At 55.1% G+C, this 21,046-nt stretch carries 15 protein-coding genes; 6 read left to right on the top strand and 9 right to left on the bottom strand.

Annotation, left to right across the window (positions count from 1 at the left end; genetic code table 11):
* Positions 1–25 precede the first annotated feature (25 nt).
* Positions 26–1,705, top strand: coding sequence for a M28 family peptidase (locus tag D3H35_RS20610; RefSeq protein ID WP_119151026.1), 1,680 nt, complete (start codon positions 26–28; stop codon positions 1,703–1,705).
* Here D3H35_RS20610 and D3H35_RS20605 read toward each other — a convergent pair.
* Positions 1,675–2,802 (bottom strand): HupE/UreJ family protein, encoded by a 1,128-nt coding sequence (locus tag D3H35_RS20605; RefSeq protein WP_119151025.1) that lies wholly within the window; start codon positions 2,800–2,802, stop codon positions 1,675–1,677. The genes D3H35_RS20610 and D3H35_RS20605 overlap by 31 nt on opposite strands.
* Before the next feature lie 102 nt (positions 2,803–2,904).
* A complete protein-coding gene (locus D3H35_RS20600; RefSeq protein ID WP_158594207.1) occupies positions 2,905–9,519 on the bottom strand; it encodes a lamin tail domain-containing protein in 6,615 nt (2,204 codons plus the stop codon).
* 300 nt (positions 9,520–9,819) lie between these two features.
* Between D3H35_RS20600 and D3H35_RS20595 the strand changes: the two genes are divergently transcribed.
* The 3 genes from D3H35_RS20595 to D3H35_RS32670 are packed head-to-tail and all read left to right on the top strand — an operon-like array spanning position 9,820 to position 13,719.
* Positions 9,820–12,072, top strand: a complete 2,253-nt coding sequence (locus tag D3H35_RS20595; protein ID WP_119151023.1) for a helix-turn-helix domain-containing protein — start codon at positions 9,820–9,822, stop codon at positions 12,070–12,072.
* A gap of 5 nt (positions 12,073–12,077) precedes the next feature.
* Positions 12,078–12,962 carry an extracellular solute-binding protein gene (locus D3H35_RS32675; RefSeq protein WP_233568024.1) on the top strand — a complete coding sequence of 295 codons (885 nt, stop codon included), beginning with the start codon at positions 12,078–12,080 and terminating at the stop codon, positions 12,960–12,962.
* 55 nt (positions 12,963–13,017) lie between these two features.
* Positions 13,018–13,719 (top strand): type 2 periplasmic-binding domain-containing protein, encoded by a 702-nt coding sequence (locus tag D3H35_RS32670; protein WP_233568023.1) that lies wholly within the window; start codon positions 13,018–13,020, stop codon positions 13,717–13,719.
* A gap of 12 nt (positions 13,720–13,731) precedes the next feature.
* Here the strand turns inward: D3H35_RS32670 and D3H35_RS20585 are convergent, their stop codons facing one another.
* The gene (locus D3H35_RS20585; protein ID WP_119151022.1) at positions 13,732–14,289 is read right to left on the bottom strand and encodes an SLOG family protein; all 558 of its coding nucleotides are present in this window, start codon (positions 14,287–14,289) and stop codon (positions 13,732–13,734) included.
* A gap of 141 nt (positions 14,290–14,430) precedes the next feature.
* Between D3H35_RS20585 and D3H35_RS34940 the strand changes: the two genes are divergently transcribed.
* Together D3H35_RS34940 and D3H35_RS20575 are read left to right on the top strand one after the other, a co-directional pair.
* Positions 14,431–14,628: an HTH domain-containing protein gene (locus D3H35_RS34940; protein WP_158594206.1), complete on the top strand. Its 198-nt coding sequence runs from the start codon at positions 14,431–14,433 to the stop codon at positions 14,626–14,628.
* A gap of 933 nt (positions 14,629–15,561) precedes the next feature.
* A complete protein-coding gene (locus tag D3H35_RS20575) occupies positions 15,562–16,368 on the top strand; it encodes an alpha/beta fold hydrolase (protein WP_119151020.1) in 807 nt (268 codons plus the stop codon).
* Here D3H35_RS20575 and D3H35_RS20570 read toward each other — a convergent pair.
* The 6 genes from D3H35_RS20570 to bioF form a co-directional block, all read right to left on the bottom strand.
* The gene (locus D3H35_RS20570) at positions 16,365–16,775 is read right to left on the bottom strand and encodes an SRPBCC family protein (RefSeq protein ID WP_147355905.1); all 411 of its coding nucleotides are present in this window, start codon (positions 16,773–16,775) and stop codon (positions 16,365–16,367) included. The genes D3H35_RS20575 and D3H35_RS20570 overlap by 4 nt on opposite strands.
* Positions 16,776–16,935: 160 nt before the next feature.
* Positions 16,936–17,277, bottom strand: coding sequence for a DUF1801 domain-containing protein (locus tag D3H35_RS20565; RefSeq protein WP_119151018.1), 342 nt, complete (start codon positions 17,275–17,277; stop codon positions 16,936–16,938).
* Positions 17,278–17,346: 69 nt separating this feature from the next.
* Positions 17,347–18,276 carry an NADP-dependent oxidoreductase gene (locus D3H35_RS20560; RefSeq protein ID WP_119151017.1) on the bottom strand — a complete coding sequence of 310 codons (930 nt, stop codon included), beginning with the start codon at positions 18,274–18,276 and terminating at the stop codon, positions 17,347–17,349.
* 7 nt (positions 18,277–18,283) lie between these two features.
* Positions 18,284–19,114 carry a malonyl-ACP O-methyltransferase BioC gene (gene bioC, locus D3H35_RS20555; protein ID WP_119151016.1) on the bottom strand — a complete coding sequence of 277 codons (831 nt, stop codon included), beginning with the start codon at positions 19,112–19,114 and terminating at the stop codon, positions 18,284–18,286.
* Positions 19,104–19,871: an alpha/beta hydrolase gene (locus D3H35_RS20550; RefSeq protein ID WP_119151015.1), complete on the bottom strand. Its 768-nt coding sequence runs from the start codon at positions 19,869–19,871 to the stop codon at positions 19,104–19,106. Before D3H35_RS20550 ends, bioC begins: the two co-directional genes overlap by 11 nt.
* Complete coding sequence (bioF, locus tag D3H35_RS20545; protein WP_119151014.1) at positions 19,868–21,046, bottom strand: 8-amino-7-oxononanoate synthase; 1,179 nt, start codon at positions 21,044–21,046, stop codon at positions 19,868–19,870. The genes D3H35_RS20550 and bioF overlap by 4 nt, the downstream gene beginning before the upstream one ends.

Genomic DNA, 21,046 nt, shown 5'->3' with positions numbered 1-21,046 from the left:
AGTGCGCAGGAGGTTTATTGAACCAATGAATTTCATGGAGAAAAAAACAAAATTTCGGGGCACGGCGATTCTCGCCTACGCAGCGTCTATCCTTGCCGTCATGATTGCCGTAACGGCCAGCGCTCCTTCCGTCAAGGTCGCCCGCAAGGACGCGCCCGCCGCGGAATTTTCGGCGGAACGGGTATACGAGCATCTCCAGATGTTCGCGCAGCAGCCGAGACATCCCGGAACGGCTTATCACGAGCAAGCAAAAACATACATTCTCGACACGATTCGGGGAATGGACGTGCCGGTCGAGGTCGAAAGCTCCGTCGTTACGCATGAGAAGAAAGAGCTGCCTATCCACAATATCGTCGCTAAGCTGGAGGGGACCGAAGCCGGAAAGGAAATCGTCCTCATGGCGCATTACGATTCGGTCGAAGAAGGGCCGGGCGTGAACGACGATGCGGTCAACGTCGGCGTCCTCCTCGAAACGATGCGGCTGCTCAAGCAGGAGAAGCCGTTGAAAAACCCGGTTACGTTCCTTCTTACCGACGGCGAAGAGACCGGGCTGTATGGAGCTAAAGCTTACGTGAAGAAGCATTCGACCGACCGGATAGCAGTCGTCGTTAACCTGGAAGCCCGAGGCTACAAGGGACCGATTGTTCTGTTCGAGACGATCGGGCCGAACGGCCGGGCTATACAGTTGTTCGACGAGCATGTCGATCATCCTTACGCCTTTTCCTTTCTTGCGGACTTGTACCGCATTCTGCCGCACGATACGGATATGACCGTGTTCAAGCAAAGCGGCGGTGTAATCGGGCTGAATCTGGCTTACATGGAAGGGGCGCAAGTATACCACACCGCAAAGGACGATCTTCAGCACGTTCATCTTCCAACCGTGCAAAATAGCGGGCTGCATGCGGCAGCGCTGGCCAAGGCGCTGGGCTCTTCCGATTTGTCGGCGCTCGGGAATGAAGGAAACCGCGTCTATTTCAACTTGTTCGGCCATGTTCTCGTTCAATATCCCGTCTCCTGGAACTATGCGTTCGGAGCAATCGCTTTCCTGCTTGGCGCTCTGGTCATGGCGATAGGGATAAAAAAGAAAACCGTACAGCCGCGAAAGAGCGTCCGATGGGCTCTGTTCGTCGCGTGCTGTGCGGTTCTCCTTCTCACGTTCGGGACTATTTACTCGATTGGCATCGCCGTCTACGAATTCAACGGATTGTCCGCCGCCCTTCTCATGTATACGGCTGTCGCTGCCCTTCTAAGCGCTGCTGTCGTCTGGATTCTAAAAAAGTTCAAAGTGTTTTATCGAATGAGGAAGCTTGTCCATGGGCTCACGTACCTGGATATTAGCGTCGGCGCTCTGCTCGTCATGGCTGTGCTCACGGCATGGACGACGATTGCCCTTCCGGGAAGCCAATATTTGACCGCGCTGCCGCTCGCTCTCTGCTCGTTGAACCTGCTTGGCTATTTCCTGTTCCGGAGATGGCTGACGGCGAGCTTCAGCTTCTCTCTGTCGATCGGGGCGGCTTTTACATTGCTGCTATTTCCGGCCATCCAATTATTGACGATAGGGTTCGGAATAGCAGGTATTCATTACCTGCTTATCGCACTGCTTCTGTACGTCCCTCTTGTCTGGCCGCCTTTTTTGAACGAAAATTTCGATGTGAGCAGCAACGCGGAGCACGGCTACCCGGAAATGCGGATTACGAACCAATAGAGCGCAATCAGCGCAATCAACCCGGAGGCAGCGTAATTAACATACTGGTAGCCCTTGTAGCGTCCCAGCCAAATGAGCAGCGGAAGCAGTACCGCCAGCACGGCGAGCTGCCCGATCTCGACGCCGAGATTAAAGGAGAACAGCGTTAAGATGAAACGGTCTCCGAGCGCGCCGCGAAGCACCTGGGCAAATCCGAAGCCGTGAATCAAACCGAACGAAAGGGCGACGATCCAGCGCCATTTGACCTGCTTCATCCAGATGTTCTCGACGGCCACGTATGCGATGCTCAGCGCAATAACAGGCTCGACGAAGGAAGCCGGCAAATTGAATATATCGAGCGCGGCCAACGCTATCGTAATGCTGTGTCCTATCGTGAAGGCCGTCAGTACTTTCAAGTAATCCCATTTGCGCTGCTTGACGAGGACGAGCGCCGCTACGAAAAGCAAATGATCGGTTCCCGTCCATATATGCTCGATCCCAACTTGCAAGTAATCCCACAGCGTGGCGAGCCAATTCGGCACCGACACCGTCGTTTCCATTAAGCTTTCCTCCGCGTTCGCCAGCGAGGCGGCAAATTGATGGTCATCCTTGGTAAACACGACATCCTTGGAAGAATCGCCCGCCCGAATCGTCGCGTAATTTTGATGGCCCGGGTCTTCCTCGTAAAAAAAACCGTAGTCGATCGAGTAAGCGGCTGCCGTTGCGGGAAGCTCATAGACCAGCTTCATTCGCAAGTAAGGTACGTCACCGCGACGGGAAATCGATAGATCGCCGATCGAGGAAGGCTCGACGGCGGTTTCCCCGCCTTTGACAATGAGCGACTCCGCCACGAGCGGCCGAATATCCTCTTCCGTCCAAGACGTTTCATCGGGAGCCAAGGCTTTCTTCGATTCCAGCACGAATACGCCGTTGGAGCGAAGGTCCATCCATTGCGACACTTCCCTCGGGTCCAAATAAAGATCGTAGACGAGCTTGCTCCCTTCCAGCCGAATGTCGGAATAGCCGAACGTATTCAGATGGGCCTGCGCGGGTTGCGCTTGAAGAAGCGATGCAAGCAGCAGAAGCGGCAGCGCCGCTATGAAGCTGACGACTTTCATCGGGAAGCCATCCTCCTATTAAATACGGGAAAAGCGAAAGAGTCTTGGAGGAAGACCCGAAGACTCTTTCGCCTGTTGCCCGTTCGAAGTGCCTGTCGGTCGTCAGTTGAGCTGCTGCAGCAGCATGTAGACAACTTTCGCGCTTTCCGAGCGTTTCGCCGAAACGGCCGGATCGAACGCGTTGTTTTCCTTGCCCGCAATAATGCCGAGATTGAACGCTTTGCCGATCGAGTCCTTCGCCCAATCGCTGATTTTGTCGCCGTCGGCGAACGAAGCGCCGCTTCCCGTATTGCCGAGCGAGCCTTTGCGGTATTCGAGGGCGCGAACGATCATGACCGCCATCTGCTCGCGGGTAATCGTCTTGGCCGGAGCGAAGCTAGTCTCGCTGACGCCGCTCACGATTCCCGCTTCCACAGCCGCCTTCACGGCTTCCTCGTACCAGCTTCCCGCCTGAACGTCCCTGAAGCTTGTTCCGCCGGACGACGAGCTCTTCATTCCGAGAGCTCTGACGATAAGGGCGATGAATTCCGCTCTCGTCGTCGCTTTGTCGGAGCCGAAGGAGGAATCGCTGACGCCGCTCACGATGCCTTTGAAGGAAAGCTCCTGCACGTAATCGTAAGCCCAGTTGCCTTCCGCCAAATCGTCGTACGGCTTCTTGTATTCCATGACGACGTACATGCCGGCCTGCTCGACGTTCGCCTTGTAGCTGCCGTTCGAATAGCTGCCGCCGATCCAATGCGCGCTGCCGTCGGCATCGATTCGGTAAATGCCCGCCAGCCTGTCGTTACGAACCGCGCCTGTTGTCAGCTCGATGGAAACGGGCTTGCCGGCTCCGTCGATCGCGGTCGTCTTCCCGGAGGAATCCTGCTTGCCGAAAACAAGATCGATCGTAGAACCGGCGATTGTCATGCCGGCTTTCAGCTTGGCGCCGTAGCTCTGCGCCGCCTCTCCCGCGATCGGCTGCGGTACGCTTCCCAGCGACACGGTCAACCGGCTTCCGTCGGCCAACGTTCCGCTCAAAGCTTGAATGACCGAGGCCGGAAGAGTAACGGCGGCGCCTCCGTCCGCTTGCAGCGTAACCGGACGGTCGCCGATTTTCGCCAACGCGTCTGCGGACAAGGCAATCGTCGTTGTTCCTTTTTCGATAGTCAGCAGCACGGAGCTTCCGCTTTCCGGAATATCCTTCGGAGAAATTTCAACGGCGCTTCCTCCCGGAGTCGTCGGGGTTGTGCCGGTTCCGGAGCCGGTGTCCGTCCCGGTTCCCGTTCCTGGATTCGTTTCCGGATTTGTACCCGGGTTCGTACCGGAAATGCTCGTTCCCGTGCTGAACTTCCAAATGTCCGATACCGTTCCTTCGCTGTTGCCGTCTTTGGCCGTCGCGTACCAATAATAGGTCGTATTCGCGGCGAGCGAAGACCACGATACCGTTGCCGTCTTGCCGCTGGCGACCGCCTTCTTGCTTCCGATAACGGAGCTTCCGTACACGTTCACTCCGATATAATCGGTTGCTACTTGCTTGCTTGGATTTTGCGTCTTGTAAGGAAGATCGAAATCGTCCTTGCCCGGCTCCTCGAAGTAATTCGAATCGTCCAAATAAGCCGAATAAGTGCTTACGTGAATTTTGCCCTCGGCCAAATTGAACTCAAGGAACCGCATGTAGCCTAGTCCGCCTTGAGGGCCGGATTGGTAATCGGCAAGCATTTCAACGACGGTACGCTCGCCGACATGCTTCACGTTGTAGGCGACCCCGTGCAAGTGGCCGCACAAAACCATTTGGACATTATCGTTAGGAGCTACGATCTCGTTCCAGATTTTTTCGCCCTGACCCGAATAATCGCCGCTCGGCGAGATGTATTCATGCGTGCCGATAATAACGTAGCGGTTCGGATACTTTTTCAGCACCTCGTTCGCCCATTTTACCGTCTCCTCCTGAACGTTCCATCCCAAATACATGATCAGGAAATCTTGTCCCTTGGCCGATACGAGGTCGAAATGGTCGCGGTTGTTGTTCAAATCGTCTCCGTATGTCGGTTGGTTTTCGAACCGGTCGCGCCCAAAATATTTCCAGTATTCCGTGTAGTTTCCTTCGGCGTGGTTGACGTCATGGTTGCCCGTCACAACACCGTAAGGAATGCCCGCATCCTCAAGAAATCTCATGCTGCGGCTTGCAACCGCCCATTCGTCCGGACGATCCCAGTCGTCGACGAGATCTCCCGTATGAATGGCGTAAGCGATCTTCTTCTCGTCCTTCTTGTCCGCGATGTATTTCATTTCCTTCTCGAAAATTTCCGGATAAGAATCGGCGTAATATTGCGTGTCGCTCGCCCATGCGAAGGTGAAATCCACTCCATCGGCCGCTGTAGGCACGAGATCCTGGATAAGAACGTGGATCGTCTTGTTCCTCACCATATCTCCCGCATTGACTTTCGCCTTCAATTGGAAATCCTTGTCGCCGATTCCGGAGGCGGCCGCCACCCATTTGCCCGTGTTGTAATTCCAAGTATACATCGTCACTTGGCGGTCCGGCAGCGAGTGGCCTTCCCAGACGACTTCGATTTCGGCTATCGCTTGCGGATTCTCGTTAAGCTTGAATTCGTAGCGCTGGTAAGGGAACAGACCGTCCGCGTCGGTAACGAAGTACGTTCCGTCTTTCCGAGATACTTGCGTCACCGCTTCGCCCGAGAAAGCCGTTTCACCAGTCGGGGTCAGCTCCAGCGGCGGCTCGCGATCGGTTGCGTTGGAGTATCCCTTCACGTCCGATTGCTCATTGAAATCGTAACGAAATGCTTGACGGAACGTTACGTCCATCGGATCGCCGTTCGGATCCGTTACGTTAACGCTCAGCGTCGCGTTGCGATTCACGTCCGTCGCTCCAAAAGCAGGCAACGGATTCGACGGAAGAAGCGGATACTCGTTGGCGATGGTGAACGTTGCCGATCGTACCGCATCGTTGCCTGCTTTGTCCTTAACGGTCACGAGGAACACGTGAGCACCCGGCTTCAAGTCGACGGCGTTCGCTTGCGCCGGAAGGGAAATCGCCGTTCCGTCGAGCGTTGCAGTCACCGAAGCAATTCCCGAGGCCTCGTCCTTGGTTGTCGCGTTAAAGTCGATTTTTCCGCGGTACGCTTTGCCCTCCTCAATCGAGAAGGACTCGAATACGGGCGCCGTATTATCGACGATAGCATTGACGACGGTCGACGCTCCGCTTGCGGTCGCTAGGCGGAAGGAATGCTCGCCGTCCGCTAGCTTCGTCGTATCCAGCTTGGCCGATACGCCGTAGAACAAGCTGTCGGGCAGATCGATCGTCAGCTCCAAATATTCGAAGTAGCCCGAGCCGTCTCCTACCTTTTGCCTTTCTTCCGGGTTAATGTCCGTGAAGGCGTTCGTATCCAGCTTCTTGCCCCGCGCCGATGCGATCGGCTGCTTCATGCCGTTCCAGAGAGTAATCTCAATGTTCTCGATACGATAATCGTCGTTATTCCCTTCCGTTCCCGTCGGGGAAATGCTGTTGCCCGCCGTGATCAGGATTTTGTTCTCGCCCGGCTTCAATAAGCTTTTCGGGAGAACGACATATTTGGGATCCAGATTTTTGCCGTCGGGCAGCAAGCCGGCCAGTTCCCCGTTGACGATCAAGCCGTTCTTGAACGCGGACTGCATGTCATCGGCCCGGAAAGAAAGGATAGCGTCTTCATGCGGAGATTTTTGCGACGGAAGAACCGTCTCATCCACGCTCAAGCTCAAATTTTGTCCGGCAGCCTGCGAATTGCCTTGAACGGTCGTCGTTCCTCGCAGGAATGCTCCCGGCTGGATATCGAACCACAGCGGTTCGCTCTTTTGATCGAATGTCATTCGGTAGACGGCCGCTCCGTTATCGGTCGTTCTTGCGACGTTCTGCCCGTCGGAAGCTTCGAAGTAATAGTCCATTGAGGCAGCCCCCAACAGGAACTTCTTCGCAATCGTTTCCGACACGTATTGATTCGGATCGGTCTTCGAACGAATCATATTGGCAGCTCTGTATTCGCTGTCGATATTGCGCTTGTACATAAGAGTTACGTGTTGAACGGTTTTATTGTCGGTCACGTTCGCAGAAAGCGTAATGGAATCGAGCAGTCTTGCGCCTTCGGGAGCTTGATACGAAATAACCGGCTTGGCCGAATCGTCGGCGACTTGGACCGGCGTCTCCGGAACTTGCCCTTCGATCAACGCTCCGGGGGTAGCGAGCATACCCGCCGAACGCTTGTACATTTTGTTGGAGCCGTCCTTCGGGTATTCGTAGACGACGCTGGCGCCATCGTCGTTCACTTCGTCTTCCCCGACGTTGTACCACGCTTGCGAAATCGCGTTGCGGGCGTGATCGACCGGATTTGCCGCATCCGGAGCGATCAGAATTCTTCCCTCGTCGCTGTTGCTCATTCCGAGCGCATACAGCGGCGCTACCTTCGTGTCGGGGAGATTGACGCCCCAATGGGCGTTAAAATCGGCAACGGGCTTGCCCATGCTCAGATTGGATTGAACCCATACGACAGCCGTTTCCTTCGAAGGAAGCAGCAGATCGTTCGCGATGTCCCAACGGATCGTGCTGCCGTGGAAAAACTCGTAGACGATTTGATAGTCTTTCAAGTTAACCGTGCGGCTCGTGTTGTTGTACACCTCGACGTATTCGTAGGCATCGCTGCCTTTGTTATCCGGTACGAGCTCCGTGATGAGGAGATCGGGCGTAACCGATGATACGGAGTTAAAAACACGAATGTCGTACGGCTTCTTCGATGCGCCGGGATTAGAGACCGTATGAAAGCCGTCCGTCGCTTCGAAGTAATAGTAGAAGTGCTCAACATTGTCTAGAACGGTTGCCGGAACGACTGCCTCATATCGGTTGCCGGAAGCCAGTTGCATGGAGACGGAGGCAAATTCCGACGTTTTGTCCGTTTTGTAAAACAGCTTAACCGCTTGAACGGCCGTTTCGTCCGTCACGTCGGCCGAAATCTTCAATTCCTTGACGGACGTAGAGCCTACCGACTGCTTATGCTCGATGATGGGCGACAGAAAATCTGCCGGAAGCTGAACCGGCGTCGCCGGAGCTTGTCCGGCCAGAAGCTTGCCCGGCGTCGGAGCCGCCTTGCTTCCGATCTTGACCATCATAAGTCCGCCGCTCTCGTCCGGACGGTATGTAACAGACGTATTATTCAAATCGTCCGCGTTGCTGCCGGCTACGTTGTAGGAAGCGGACACGATCGTCTCTCCCGACTTCGTCACGATCGATACTATGCGGCCCGGCGCGTTTTCCAGATTACCTTCTCCGGTGAAATCCGAAATGTCGGAATCGGTTAGCGCTGGCGATAATTTATAGATTTCGTTGAACTTGGCCAGCGTTCCGTTGGCGTCGGAAGAATAGGCGCGAAGCACCATCGTCTTGCCGGGCATAATCGTTTTGTCGTCCTTGAATTCCCAGGTGCGGACGGTTTTGCCTGTCAAATCCGCGTAATTGATCCGATAGTTCCGCAAAGGAATAGGCTTGTCGCTGTTATTGTACACTTCGACATATTCCCAAGCGTTAACGTCACCGCCGTTATAGTTCGGACTGTTGAACACGATTTCGGTGATGAGCAGATAAGGAGCCGGAACGGCTTGCTCAATGTTCAGCTCGTAGGCTGCATCGGCCGCCTCGGGGCTGCGAACGATGCCTGCCGCATTCTCCGCTTCCAAATAATATTGAATCTTGCCCGTTCCTGTCATGACAGCTTGCGGAATGACGCCAGTCGCCGTCGACACACCGTCAACCGCCGCTCCTACCGTCATCGGCGCCGATGCGTAAGATGCGTCGCCGTCTTTTTTATAATGAAGGACGACCGACGTCAAAGCAGCCTCGCTGCTAACCTGCGCCGAGACGGCCAAATCCTTCGCGGTCGTCGTGGAGACGGACGGCACATAAGTGATGGCCGGCTTGGCAGCCGGTACCGGATCCGGACTCGCACTCGGCGACGGACTCGGCTCCGGACTTGGCTCCGGAACAGCAACCGGAGGTATTTGCCCGGCTACCAATGTACCCGGAGTCGGTGTCTGCTTGGACGCCAGCTTCAGCATCGCCGTGCCGCCGCTCGGATCGTATTTGTACACGACGCTCTTGTTATTGCCGTCATCGCCGTTCTCCGTAGAGTTTACGGCATTGTCGTTATAGCGGGCGGATACGACCGTCTGATCGTCCGTGACATTTTTGACCGACACCGTATAAGTCCCGGTATTGGGAAGATTGCCTCCGCCGGATTGATCCATCGTGGCGACCTGGTCTTCGCTCAAGCCCGGATTCAATGCGTATGCGGTATTGAAAGCGGCCAATAATCCGTTGTCTCCGACCGTCGTCCCCCTTGCTACGATGGTCTGGCCCGGCAGTAAAACTTTGTCACTCGGCAGAGACCACTTGTAGTTGGTCGAGCTGTTATAGTTCTCCCGATAGATGTAATAATTGCCTAATGCGACCGGCGTGTCGCCGTTGTTGTACAGCTCGACGTACTCCCACGCATTAACGTCCGCTGCCGGCGTCCCCGTGTTAGGCGAATTGAACACGATTTCGGTAATTAACAAATTCGGATACGACTCCGTCGCCTCGGCATGAACCTGACCGAAGGACAACAAGGAACCGCCGGGCACGCCCGTCGCGACAAGCGCAGCCGCCGCCAAGCCCGTCAGGAACCGGCTTGCTTGCCTTTTAACTCTTTTCATCTTCCGTTTCATCTCCCGCTTTTTCGATATTTGATCGTGAAACATCCCGATCATATACCGTGCACGGAGCCGAGCCTATTAACATGTTGTTAGATTTCTGGCGATTATTTGGACAAAACGCCGCCCTGCGAACAAATCCAATGCATCGGCAACGATCTAAAATAAAGACAAGCCTTCCTTAACCTCGCATTTACATTCCGAACACGCAGCCTTAACTCTTTTTTCGTATGATGAAATTCATGCGCCCCCGTCACTTACGCGCCTAGTCCTTCATCTTAGAATAGGAAGGGGAATTCCTGAATGATACGACTCGGGATCCGCAATACCTTCTTCATAAAAGTGTTCATGTGCTTCCTTGCTCTAACGGTCTTGTTCTCTCTGTTCTACTCGGTAGCGTTGTCTTTCTTCAAGCAAAGGATCAAGAACGAAATTCTGCATACGAACCGAACGGTTCTTCGCAATGCGTCGGAACGTTTCAACTCTCAATTAAACCGTATCAAAACGCTGCTCATCGAAACGAACGACAACGCGGATCTTATCGGCTTTAATCAGCAGCTATTATCGAAGCCTGAAGCCGATGTCGATTACTTAAGAGCCAAACGCGTCATTCGTTCGCTTCAATCCGAAATCTACAAGCCTCAAACGTACTTGGAGACGATTATCGTCCAATTCAAGTCCGTATCCTTCTCCTTTTCCCACAAGGGCAGCAGCTCCGCCGATCTCATGTTCGGTCAATTGTACGCAAGCGAGGCTTATTCCCACGGGTTCGGGAACGATGAGCCGAGCGGACTGACGAGCTTCAAGCTGCTTCCCGTCGGCCGTTTCTTCATAAACGGCGTATCCAAGCCGATTTTGCCTATTACGTTCGAGCAGCGAGGAAGAAACTATCGGCTCACGGCGCTGCTTGACATCGAGGAGGCATACGACGCTTTAGTTGGGTCCCTTACTTCTCCCGGAGAGCTCGTCATTCTGGACAAAGACGGCAACGAGCTGTACCGTCGCGGGGAGCTGCCATCCGTAAGCCTTCCGGCGCTCGATACGGATCGGGAATATCTCTATCGGGCAGGCAACTATTATTTCTATGAAAGAGATGCAGCCGGCACCTCCTACGTCTATGTCCTTCCTTATAAGAAAGTAATCGCGGAAATGCGCGGTCTGACCGACAGGTGGCTGCTTATTTGGGCCGCCGTCCTGACCACGGGAGTCGTCGCCGCTTACTTCTTCAGCAGACGCATCCAAATTCCGGTCAAAAACCTGCTGTCTGCCGTCTTGAATCGAAAGCCGGCAACGGCGAGCTCCTCCATTCAAGAGTTCGACTTGATCCGTTCGAAGATCAACGATCTGCTGGACGAAAGAGAAAAAATAGCCGATACGGTCGAGAAGCAGAGCACGGCTCTGACAAGCTACAGCTATATTAATCGGCTTAAGGACATCAACGCGGAAAGCAGCGAATGGCAAAGCCTTCTGTCGGCAGAAAAAAGCTATGTCGTCGTACTCTACTCGTTCCGGTCTCGCCGTTCGCATCGCTCCGGCTCATCCTCTCTTGATCACGGTCAAGAGGAAGGTCGCCGCGCCATGCTGGAGCGAATGGATCGGGTCGTTACCGAGCGCTTTCCCGATTCGAGCACCTTTCAGATCGAACGCGATCAGTTCGTATCCGTCATTGCCGAGGCTGAACGGGAGCCTATCATCGCATTAATGAGCGAATGGAAGAATGATCCCGACCTAGAGCCGCCGGACGGCGTTCTCACGATCGCGATCGGTACCCCGTTTGGGCACCCGTCCAAGTTCAGCGGCGCTTATAAGCAGGTACAGAAAATGGTCGGACAAGCTCCCTTGTCCGAAAAAACGGAGATCGTTACGAATTTGGCCGGGGTCTCCCCCTTCACTCTTAACCCGAAGCAGGACCATTCGCTCAACGCCTTCCTTCAGAGCGGCAACGAGGACGGAGCGTATCGACAGCTTGAGCAGCTGCTCGAGCAAATGAGCCGCGACAAAGCAAGCTGCAGCCATTTCGCCGAATTGTCGGACATCGTCCTCTCCAAGGTTTCGGTAGCCGTCGAGCCGCTGCAACGGAACTCCGGGGCTTCCGAGAAGCTCCAAGCGTTCCCCGCTTTGCTGAAAGAGTGCTTCACTCAAGCCGAATACAAACAAACGTTTCGCGAGCTGGTCTCCGTCGTATGCGAGCTGATTCGGGAAGACAAAGAGGAGCAGGATCCGGTCGCGGCTCTAGTCATGGACATTCTTAACAAGCGATTCGCGCAAGATCTTTCCTTGAGCTATTTGGCCGACCTCTTGAACATGTCGAGCGCCTATTTGTCCGTCTACATCAAGGAAAAGACCGGCTCCAACTTCAGCGAGCACCTTAACGGGATTCGCGTACGCAAGGCGCAAGAGCTGCTGGTAACGACCGAAATGAACATTAACGACATCAGCCTTCAGGTCGGATACACCAACTTCACTTCCTTCAACCGCATGTTCAAAAAGCAGACGGGCATGACGCCGGGCGAATTCCGCAGGCGGCAAATTATGCAAATTCATAAGAGCGGGTGATGCGGATGACTCTACTTAATCGATCTGGCGCAGGCGCACGAATTCGGACCGGCCTATTGAGCTTGGCAGCCGGCGCGATGCTTGCCGCGTCGCTGGCCGGATGCGCGAGCGCCGGAAGGGGCGGCGGAGGCCCCGTTCGGAACGACGAGCTCGGCAGCGAGGTCAATCCGACGGGAATGCCTCTCTTGAACGAGCCTTACTCTTTAACCTTTTTTACCGGCAGCGCGCTTTCCAATCGGTATGAGGACACGCTCGTCTGGAGCAAGTATGCCGACATGACCAACATTACAGTCCGGTTCGAGCTTGTACCGTTCGATGCCCTCGCGGCCAAACGCAATTTGGCGCTTTCGGATGAAAGCTATCCGGACGTCTTCTATTCCGCTCGCCTATCGCCGAAGGAATTGGATACGTACGGACGGCAAGGCGTATTAATCCCACTCGACGATCTGATCGAACAATACGCTCCCCATTTCAGCAAGCTCATGGAGCAATACCCGGACATCCGCAAAGGATTGACGATGTCGGACGGCCATATTTATTCCCTGCCTTCCTTCTACGATCCGAACATGCTGTCCATGCTGATCGGTGTGCCCCTATGGGTGAACAAAAGCTGGCTCGACAAGCTCGAAATGCCGGAGCCGACCTCGATCGAACAATTTTACAATTACTTGAAGGCGGTCAAAAGCACCGATCTGAACGGCAACGGAATTCACGACGAAATCCCCTACAGCGATAACGGAATAACCGACTTGATCAATCAGCTCAAAGGGGCTTGGGGATTGGGAACGCGGGGTTGGGGCATCCGTTCGTGGACGTCGCCCCGGCTCGGACGAGCTGCGCTTCACGAGAATCCAGCCGGGCTACAAGGAGCTGCTTCAGTTCATTCATAAGCTGTACGAAGAAAATCTGCTGGACAAGGAAATTCTCACCCTCGACTACGACGCCTTGCTGGCCAAAGGAAAAGCCGGTCTGTTAGGCTCGACGATTGTGCCGAACCCGGAAACGCTCATGAACCGGAAGGAATACATCGGCCTCGGAGCGCTCGAAGGGCCTCACGGAGATCGGCTGTATTCGCATATTAAAGTGCCCATGGTGCACCCGGGCGCCTTCGCGATTACGTCCAAAAACCCGATTCCCGAAGCGACGATGCGGTGGATCGACTATTTTTACAGCGAGGAAGGGGCAACCCTGTTTTTCATGGGAGAGGAAGGCGTTACCTATGAGAAGACGGAAAACGGGGAGTTGCGGTATTTAAGCGACATTACGAACAATCCCGAAGGATTGACCCATGACCAGGCGCTTGCCAAATACGTGACGTGGATCGGAGGAAGCTATCCGGGCTTCGTGCGGGCCAAGTACTTCAAAGGGTCCGAGACGCTGCCCAACGCGATGGCTGCCGCCGAGAAGGCGAAGCCTTACGCCGTTCCGGAAATCTGGTACAACTTCAACCTGAATGAAGAAGAGCAGCAGACGATGTCCTCGGTCGGATCGGATATTCAAAGCTACGTGACCGAGATGGAAGAGAAATTCATAAGCGGAGCCGTTCCGTTCGCTTATTGGGACCAGTATTTGCTCGACATCGAGCAGAGGGGCCTGGAGCAGTATATGGCCGTTTACAAAGCGGCTTACGAAAGGTACCGCAAATAGCGGAGCAAGCTCTTACTCGAACGCCGGATATTCGTGCTCGTCCGCGATGCTCTGAATTTCCTCCGAGCCGATGCCGATGTACCGATACTCCCCGTTCGCGTTTTTGCGCAGCGCCTTTTCCTTGAAATATTTCGGGCTTCCCTCGCCGGCGTCTTCGTCGTATACGAGCAGAATGCCATCCGTCTTTCTTAGCAGCAGATCGTCCCTGGCCGTGAACTGCCATACTCCGCTATACGGCTGCTTGCTTACCGTGCCATAGTAGTCTACATCTCTTAAAATTTCGCGGTAGTGTTCTTGCTTGTCCTCGTTCCATTTCTCTTCCGGATTGCTAAAAGCAGTCAGGATGGATAGCTTCAATTGGGGATATCGCTTTTTCAATTCGATGACCGCCTCGCAAGCCCACCAATCGACGCCGTATTGGCCCGGAGTAATAACCCACTCCACGCCTTCCTCGACAAGGGGGACCAGCTTGGCGGTTATCGCTTTTTTGATATAGCCGATCCCCGGATGCTTCCGGTTGAAAATGCCAAGCTCATGGGCCCGATAGCCCGTAACAAGCAGATTCTTCATGCACGGCTCCTCAATTGGCGGTCTGTCGTCTGGTTGTAGCCACTTCGACACGATCCAATAAAACTCCTTCTTCGCGGCTGCCGTACTGTACTAAGCGACTCCTATCGCGTACCATCTCTAGATATTAAGAGGAAGGACGATTTGCTGTCCCTCCTATGGTTGTTGACTTCCAACGAAAAAATGACGGCAGAGCGGCTGGCGGACAAAATGGAAGTGAGCGTTCGGACGATCTACCGCTACGTTGAGGTACCATACATTCGGCGGGATGTGTGGTCGAGAGCGCATCAGTGGGACGAGGTACCATACATTCGGCGAGAAGTGCGATCGAACGCGCATTAGTGGGACGAGGTACCATACATTCGGCGAGAAGTGCGGTCGAGAGCGCATCAGTGGGATGAGGTACCCTTCATTCGGCGGGATGTGTGGTCGAACGCGCATCAGTGGGATGAGGTACCATACATTCGGCCGAAAGTGTGATCGAACGCGCATCAGTGGGACGAGGTACCATACTTTCGGCGGGATGTGTGGTCGAGAGCGCATCAGTGGGACGAGGTACCGTACATTCGGCGAGAAGTGCGGTCGAGAGCGCATCAGTGGGACGAGGTACCATTCATTCGGCGAGAAGTGTGGTCGAAGGCGCATCAGTGGGACGAGGTACCATACATTCGGCGGGATGTGTGGTCGAGAGCGCATCAGTGGGATGAGGTACCATTCATTCGGCGAGAAGTGTGATCGAGAGCGCATCAGTGGGATGAGGTACCATTCATTCGGCGAGAAGTTTGATCAGGAGCGCATCAGTGGGACGAGGTAGCATTCATTCGGCGGGAAGTGCGGTCGAGAGCGCATCAGTAGGACGAGGTAGCATTCATTCGGCGGGATGTGTGGTCGAGAGCCCATCAGTGGGACGAGGTACCATTCATTCGGCGAGAAGTTTGATCAGGAGCGCAACAGTGGGACGATGTACCATACATTCGGCCGAAAGTGTGATCGAACGCGCATCAGTGGGACGAGGTACCATACTTTCGGCGGGATGTGTGGTCGAGAGCGCAACAGTGGGACGAGGTACCGTACATTCGCCGCACGGCCCTGCTCCGTAAATCGCAAGCCTTGCCTTTGGCATTGTTCCGCGCGGATCGGATTTGAATAGTACGCACAATTTCGTACGGATGTTCCTTATTCGAACTTTAGGCACGGAAATGGTACGACCCTCCGGCATATAATAGGTTTAACGGGACTCATCCGTGTAATTCCAACAATTCGGGAGGCTAACGTATGGAGCCCATCGTCAAAAGCATCTCCTGCAAACAAACCCCAATCACGTATTACATATGGGGGAATAGCAACGCGGATACTCTTCTGTTGCTGCATCCGGCTTTCGCCGATCATACGATTTTTGAGCCGCAGACGGCTTTTTTCCAAAATCGGTTTCGAGTCATTGCCTTAGACATGCCGGGACACGGGGAATGCCGGACGAAGGGCGCCCAAGCGACTCTCGGGGATATGCCCGACATTCTCGACCGGATTTTGGCGGACAATCGGATTTCATCCTGCCATCTTATCGGCGTTTCATTGGGATCGCTGGTGGCTCAAGCTTTTGCCGACCGTTATCCCCGCGCCGTACGAACCGTCACCGCTGTCGGCGGCTATTCCATCCATAAAGCGAACGATGCGATACTGAAAGAGCAAAGAAAAGAAGGATGGAGATGGCTTCTCTACTTGCTGTTCTCTATGAAGAAATTCAGAAAGCATGTCGTCTCGGTTTCCTGCAGCACAGCCGAAGGGCGCGCCGCCTTCGCGAGAGGAATCGAACGTTTCGGGAGAAAATCGTTTTTGGCGATGGCCGGGATGAACGCTTTTTTTGTCAAAAAGGATTCTCCCGTACCCTATCCGCTATTAATATTGACCGGAGAGCATGACCGGCAGTTGGCCCATGACGCCGCAGCCGAGCTGCATCGGATGGAGCCGCTCTCAGAAAAAATTACGCTGCCGAGGGCGGGGCATTGCGCCAATGCAGACGCTCCCTATGAATTCAATACTATAGTTGAGAAGTTTTTGTTGGCTAACAGAGCCAATATCTAAATCGTTCGTTTTTCCAAGACGCTCTTTAAGGCGAGCAAATCTTCCTCCACATTGCGAAAAGTCGTTGCGTATTCCCGATCCGCCTCGTCCTCCGCTTGAAATACGGTAAAAATCACCTTGCTGCCGGAAGCGTCGGGAATGACCCGTGCGGGGTTCGGCTTTTCGTTGCCCGCTCCGGCTCTTACGTAATGATCCATAATCCCGTAAGGGTTGCCGTCGGCGAACCGAAGACTCATCGGCCCTTCCGCCGTCTCGATGCTCCATCCGCTATCGGTCTTCTTGACCGAGCGGCAGAAGGAAATCGCCCATTCGGCGAAATTTTCCGGGTTCATTATATATTCGTATACTTCTTCCGTTCCGCGTTCAATCGTTACGCTGAACGTCTTCCATTGGATGCGCCCCATCATGCCCGCCTCTCTTCCTCAAAATCGATGCTTATTAAAGCTTATTAAGACAATCCGCCGTTAAATACCGGAAACAAGAATCTAGTCCCGACTGCACACGAAAAGCCTCCAAAACCACCGCTAGAGTGGGGAGGCTGGCTTTTTGCCCGTTGGGAGCTACTTCTTACAGCGAAGCCGAGGCTTGGCTAACCAACGACGACAATTGATCCGCATCGAACGATTGACCTTGCTTCAGCTTGATCGTCTTCCTCTCCGGAGGGCCGTCGAACAAATCTTCCGGAAGCGTAAGCTCGCTCGCGTTAAAAATGGTGAAGCTAACCGCTGCTTTCGACGTCGAGATGACGGCGGCGTATTTTCCGTTTTTTAGAAAATGAGGCTTCTTGTACTGAATCCGTTCTTGTACGGCAGGAATCGCTTGGTAGACAACCTCGCGAAGACGAGCGCTAAGCTCCCGTTGCCACGGCTCTTGCAGCGCTTCAATAAAATCGGTCACTTCCTGATTCATCCATCCCGCTCCTTTATCCTCGTTTGATTCGAGCATATCGTTTGCCTAACCAATTGTAAACAGCAAGGCTCATACATCGGCGACTCGAAGCACGATTCGCCCGCGCCCATGCCCGCTCTCGCTTCTTTCGTGCGCTTGCCGTGCTTGGTCCAAAGGAAATACGCTCTGAACGTACGTCTTGACGTGACCTTCGTCGATCAGGGCCGCGATTTCCGTCAAATTCTGACCGGACGCAAGGGAAGACCTCAACACCCGAACCCCCAGCTCGCGCCCCCTCTCCATCGGCGGTTGGCCCGTAATCGTAATAAGCGTGCCTCCTCTTTTTACGATGGACCATGAACGTTCAAGCGTCTGGCCTCCGACCGTGTCCAGTACGAAATCGACATCCTGCGCGGCTTGCTCGAACGGCACGGACGTATAATCGATCGCTGTATCGACTCCCAAGGAACGGATGAAATCGATGTTGGCAGGCCCGGCCGTACCGATGACGTGCGCACCTCTCCATTTGGCGAATTGAGCGGCGAACAAGCCGACGCCGCCGGCCGCCCCGTGAATGAGCACGCGATCGCCGCTCTTTACTTCTCCATCGATGATCGCCCGCCAAGCTGTCGAGGCTCCTCCGGACAACGTCGCCGCTTCGACAAAGCTGAGCGACGAAGGCTTGAGAGCAATCGCCTCCACGGGGGCTGTCGTCAATTCCGCATACGTCCCTTTCGAGCTTCTGCCGAATACGGCCTGCCCTTTCTTGAACGAGGTTACGCCGGGTCCTGCCTCCTCCACGATTCCGGCCATAGCGGTGCCGGGAATAACCGGGAACTGCACAGGCAGCGGGAACAGTCCCTTGCGTATTTTCCAGTCGACCGGCAGCACGCCAGCCGCGAGTACGCGAATAAGCACTTCCCCGGGCTGCGGCTCCGGACGAGGCGCCGGTTCCAGCAGCAACACTTCCGGTTCTCCGAACTGATGATATCTGATCGCTTGCATCGTAAGATCGGCCATGATCGACTCATCTCCTTTTCAGTTCGGAACGGATTAACAGAAGCTCATAAGTGGCCGTGACGCCTCCCGGCGTCCCGAACCTCTCCTCGTATTCCTTGTACATGTCGGCGAACAGTCGGCGCGGCCCGAGACCCCGGCTGCCGACAGCTTCCGAGGCACTCGCTCCCATCGCTTTGACCGCATGAAGAAAATCTCTTGCCGAAGCGTGCGTCTCCGTATGAAGCCGACGCTGGCATTCGATGTTCGACCATCCTGCGTCCTTCAGCATATCTACCCACTGGTTGGAGGATTGAAACGACAGTCCATGCCGCTGCGGCTCAAGTCCGTTGATACGATACGCTTCGGCAAATGCCTCGTGCAGCTCGCAAAACGTAGCGGGCCCGAACGTCGCGAAGATCAACGAGCCGTCGATACGAAGCAAGCTTCGAAGGCGACGCATCGTTATCCCGGGAGAGGCGAGCCATTGAAAACAGGCGTTGGATACGATGAGATCGAACGAGGCCGCCTTGGCAACGTTAACCCAAGCTTCGGCATCCGCATGAATAAAACAAGCGCGATTCGAAGACACGCGCCGCTTCGCCCGCTCGATCATCGCTGGCGCAAGATCAAGCGCCGTAATATGCGCTGCCGGCCATTCGTCCGTTAGCCTATGAGTCAATGCCCCCGTGCCGCAGCCGATTTCAAGAATGTCGAGCCTGTCCGCAGCCCCATCGTTCATCGGCTCAGCAATCGAAGCCATAAGCATGTCCGCCATCGTTCGCTGAACATCGGAATGAGCGTCATACGAATCGGCGCTGCGGTCGAACCGGACTCCAACCCCGTTTATTTTACCGGTCATGCCACCATCTCCTCAGTTCATCGGCAATGAAGATTTCCTTCCCCAGAAACGGCGCATGTCCGCATGCGGAGATAGACACCAGCTTCGCTCCGGGAAGTGCGGCCATGAGCTCCAAGGCAGCGCCGTAAGGACATATTCGATCCTCCGTCCCATGCACGAGAAGAACGGGACAGTCGATTGCGGGCAGCATCGGCAGCACAGACTCGGTTCTCAATAGCTGAAGACCCGCGACCAAAGCCGAAGCGCTCCAGCCTCCGGCCGGGGGAAGTCTTCGCCCAAGACCGCTCGCCCATTCGTCCTCCGTCAGCACGAGCTTTCGAAATGACGTCTCAACGGTTTGCCGATCCTTGGTCACTCCCGAAATCATCCGTCTCACATAAGCGTCCGCCCAGCCCCGGTTCGACTCTTCTCCGGATCGGGTGAACCGAGCCGTTGCCCCGAACAGCACAAGGCCGTCGGCCAGTCCTTGAGCCGCCAGCCTCAGAGCCAATAAGCCTCCGAGCGACCAGCCGGCGATCAGCATCGGGCCGTCGCGCATCTCCGAATCCATGACACTCCTTGCCGCCTTTTCCGTTAGAAGAAGCATGCTCTCCGGACATTCGGCGCTGCTGTAAGCTGCCGAAACATGCTGAAAATCCGGCAGCCACCGGCGAAGCTCGTCCAAAACCGTATCCGGCATGCTCCATCCGGTCAGCCACAAAATTGAGCCTCTTGTCTTCGGCCGGACTTGCGAGAGAAGGTTATCCGATGCTTTCATCGATTCAGCACCCCGAATTCCAGCCCGAGCCTGCATATGACCGAGACGGCATCGGTCAACTCTGCCTCGGAATGATCGGCCGACAGGGAGAAGCGAATTCGAGCCGTACCGTCGGGAACGGTCGGCGGCCTTATGGCAACCGCTGCAATGCCGTTCTCTTCAAGCGCCTCGCTGAACCGGAGAGCTCTATCGTTATCCCCGATAATTACCGGGACAATGGGAGAATCGCCATGGCCGACATGAAAGCCGGCCGCGGATAGCGAAGAGCGAAACAGCAAGCAGGACGCGACGAGCTTGTCCCGCCGCCATCGTTCCGTCTGAACGAGCTCCAGCGCCGTTGAAATGCCAGCCAGAATGGAAGGAGGCAGCGCCGTTGAATAGATTAGCGGTCTCGCCTTATTAACGAGCCAGCGAATCAATGTGCGGCTGCCGCATACGTAAGCGCCGTATACTCCGAACGATTTGCTGAACGTTCCCATATGGATGTCCACCTCGTCCCCCAGTCCGAGCTCGGAGCACAAGCCTTCGCCCCGCTCGCCGTAAATGCCTCCGCTGTGCGCTTCGTCCACCATCAGATTAGCTCCGTACTCCCGTTTCAGCTCCACCAACTCGCGCAAGGGAGCCCTGTCGCCATCCATAGAGAAAACGGCATCCGTCACGATCAGCTTGCGCCGCTTATCGCGGTGCTTGTGCAGCAATTGCCTCAAATGCTCCATATCGTTATGCCGATATCGCGCATGCTCCGCGCGGCTCAGCACAATGCCGTCCACGATGCTCGCATGGTTGAGCCGGTCGCTGAACACTGCGTCTCCTCGCCCGACAACCGCTTGGATGACACCGCAGTTAGCCATATAGCCGTTCGCAAAAACAAGAGCGGCTTCCCTGTTCTGCCAAGCGGCGAGCGCTTCTTCAAGACGGCTGTAGGGCGACCGGTTGCCGGTCACCAGACGCGATGCGCCCGCCCCGCCTCCTTCGGCTGGAAGCGATTGTCGAATCGCTTCCAGAATGGCGGGATGCTGCGACAGTCCGAGATAATCGTTGGAGGACAGGTTGAGCAATCGCCGTTCTCCTCGCACCGCGTATCCCGCCCGGCCCGGCACCGGGACGGTGTCGCGCAAGGAACGCTCCAAAGAGGCACCGGCCAATAGCGCCAGTTCATCTTCCATCCATTTCAT

This window comes from Cohnella faecalis (genome assembly GCF_003570905.1).
In the GTDB taxonomy this organism is placed as follows: domain Bacteria; phylum Bacillota; class Bacilli; order Paenibacillales; family Paenibacillaceae; genus Cohnella; species Cohnella faecalis.
This window is presented reverse-complemented; position numbering and strand designations above follow the sequence as displayed.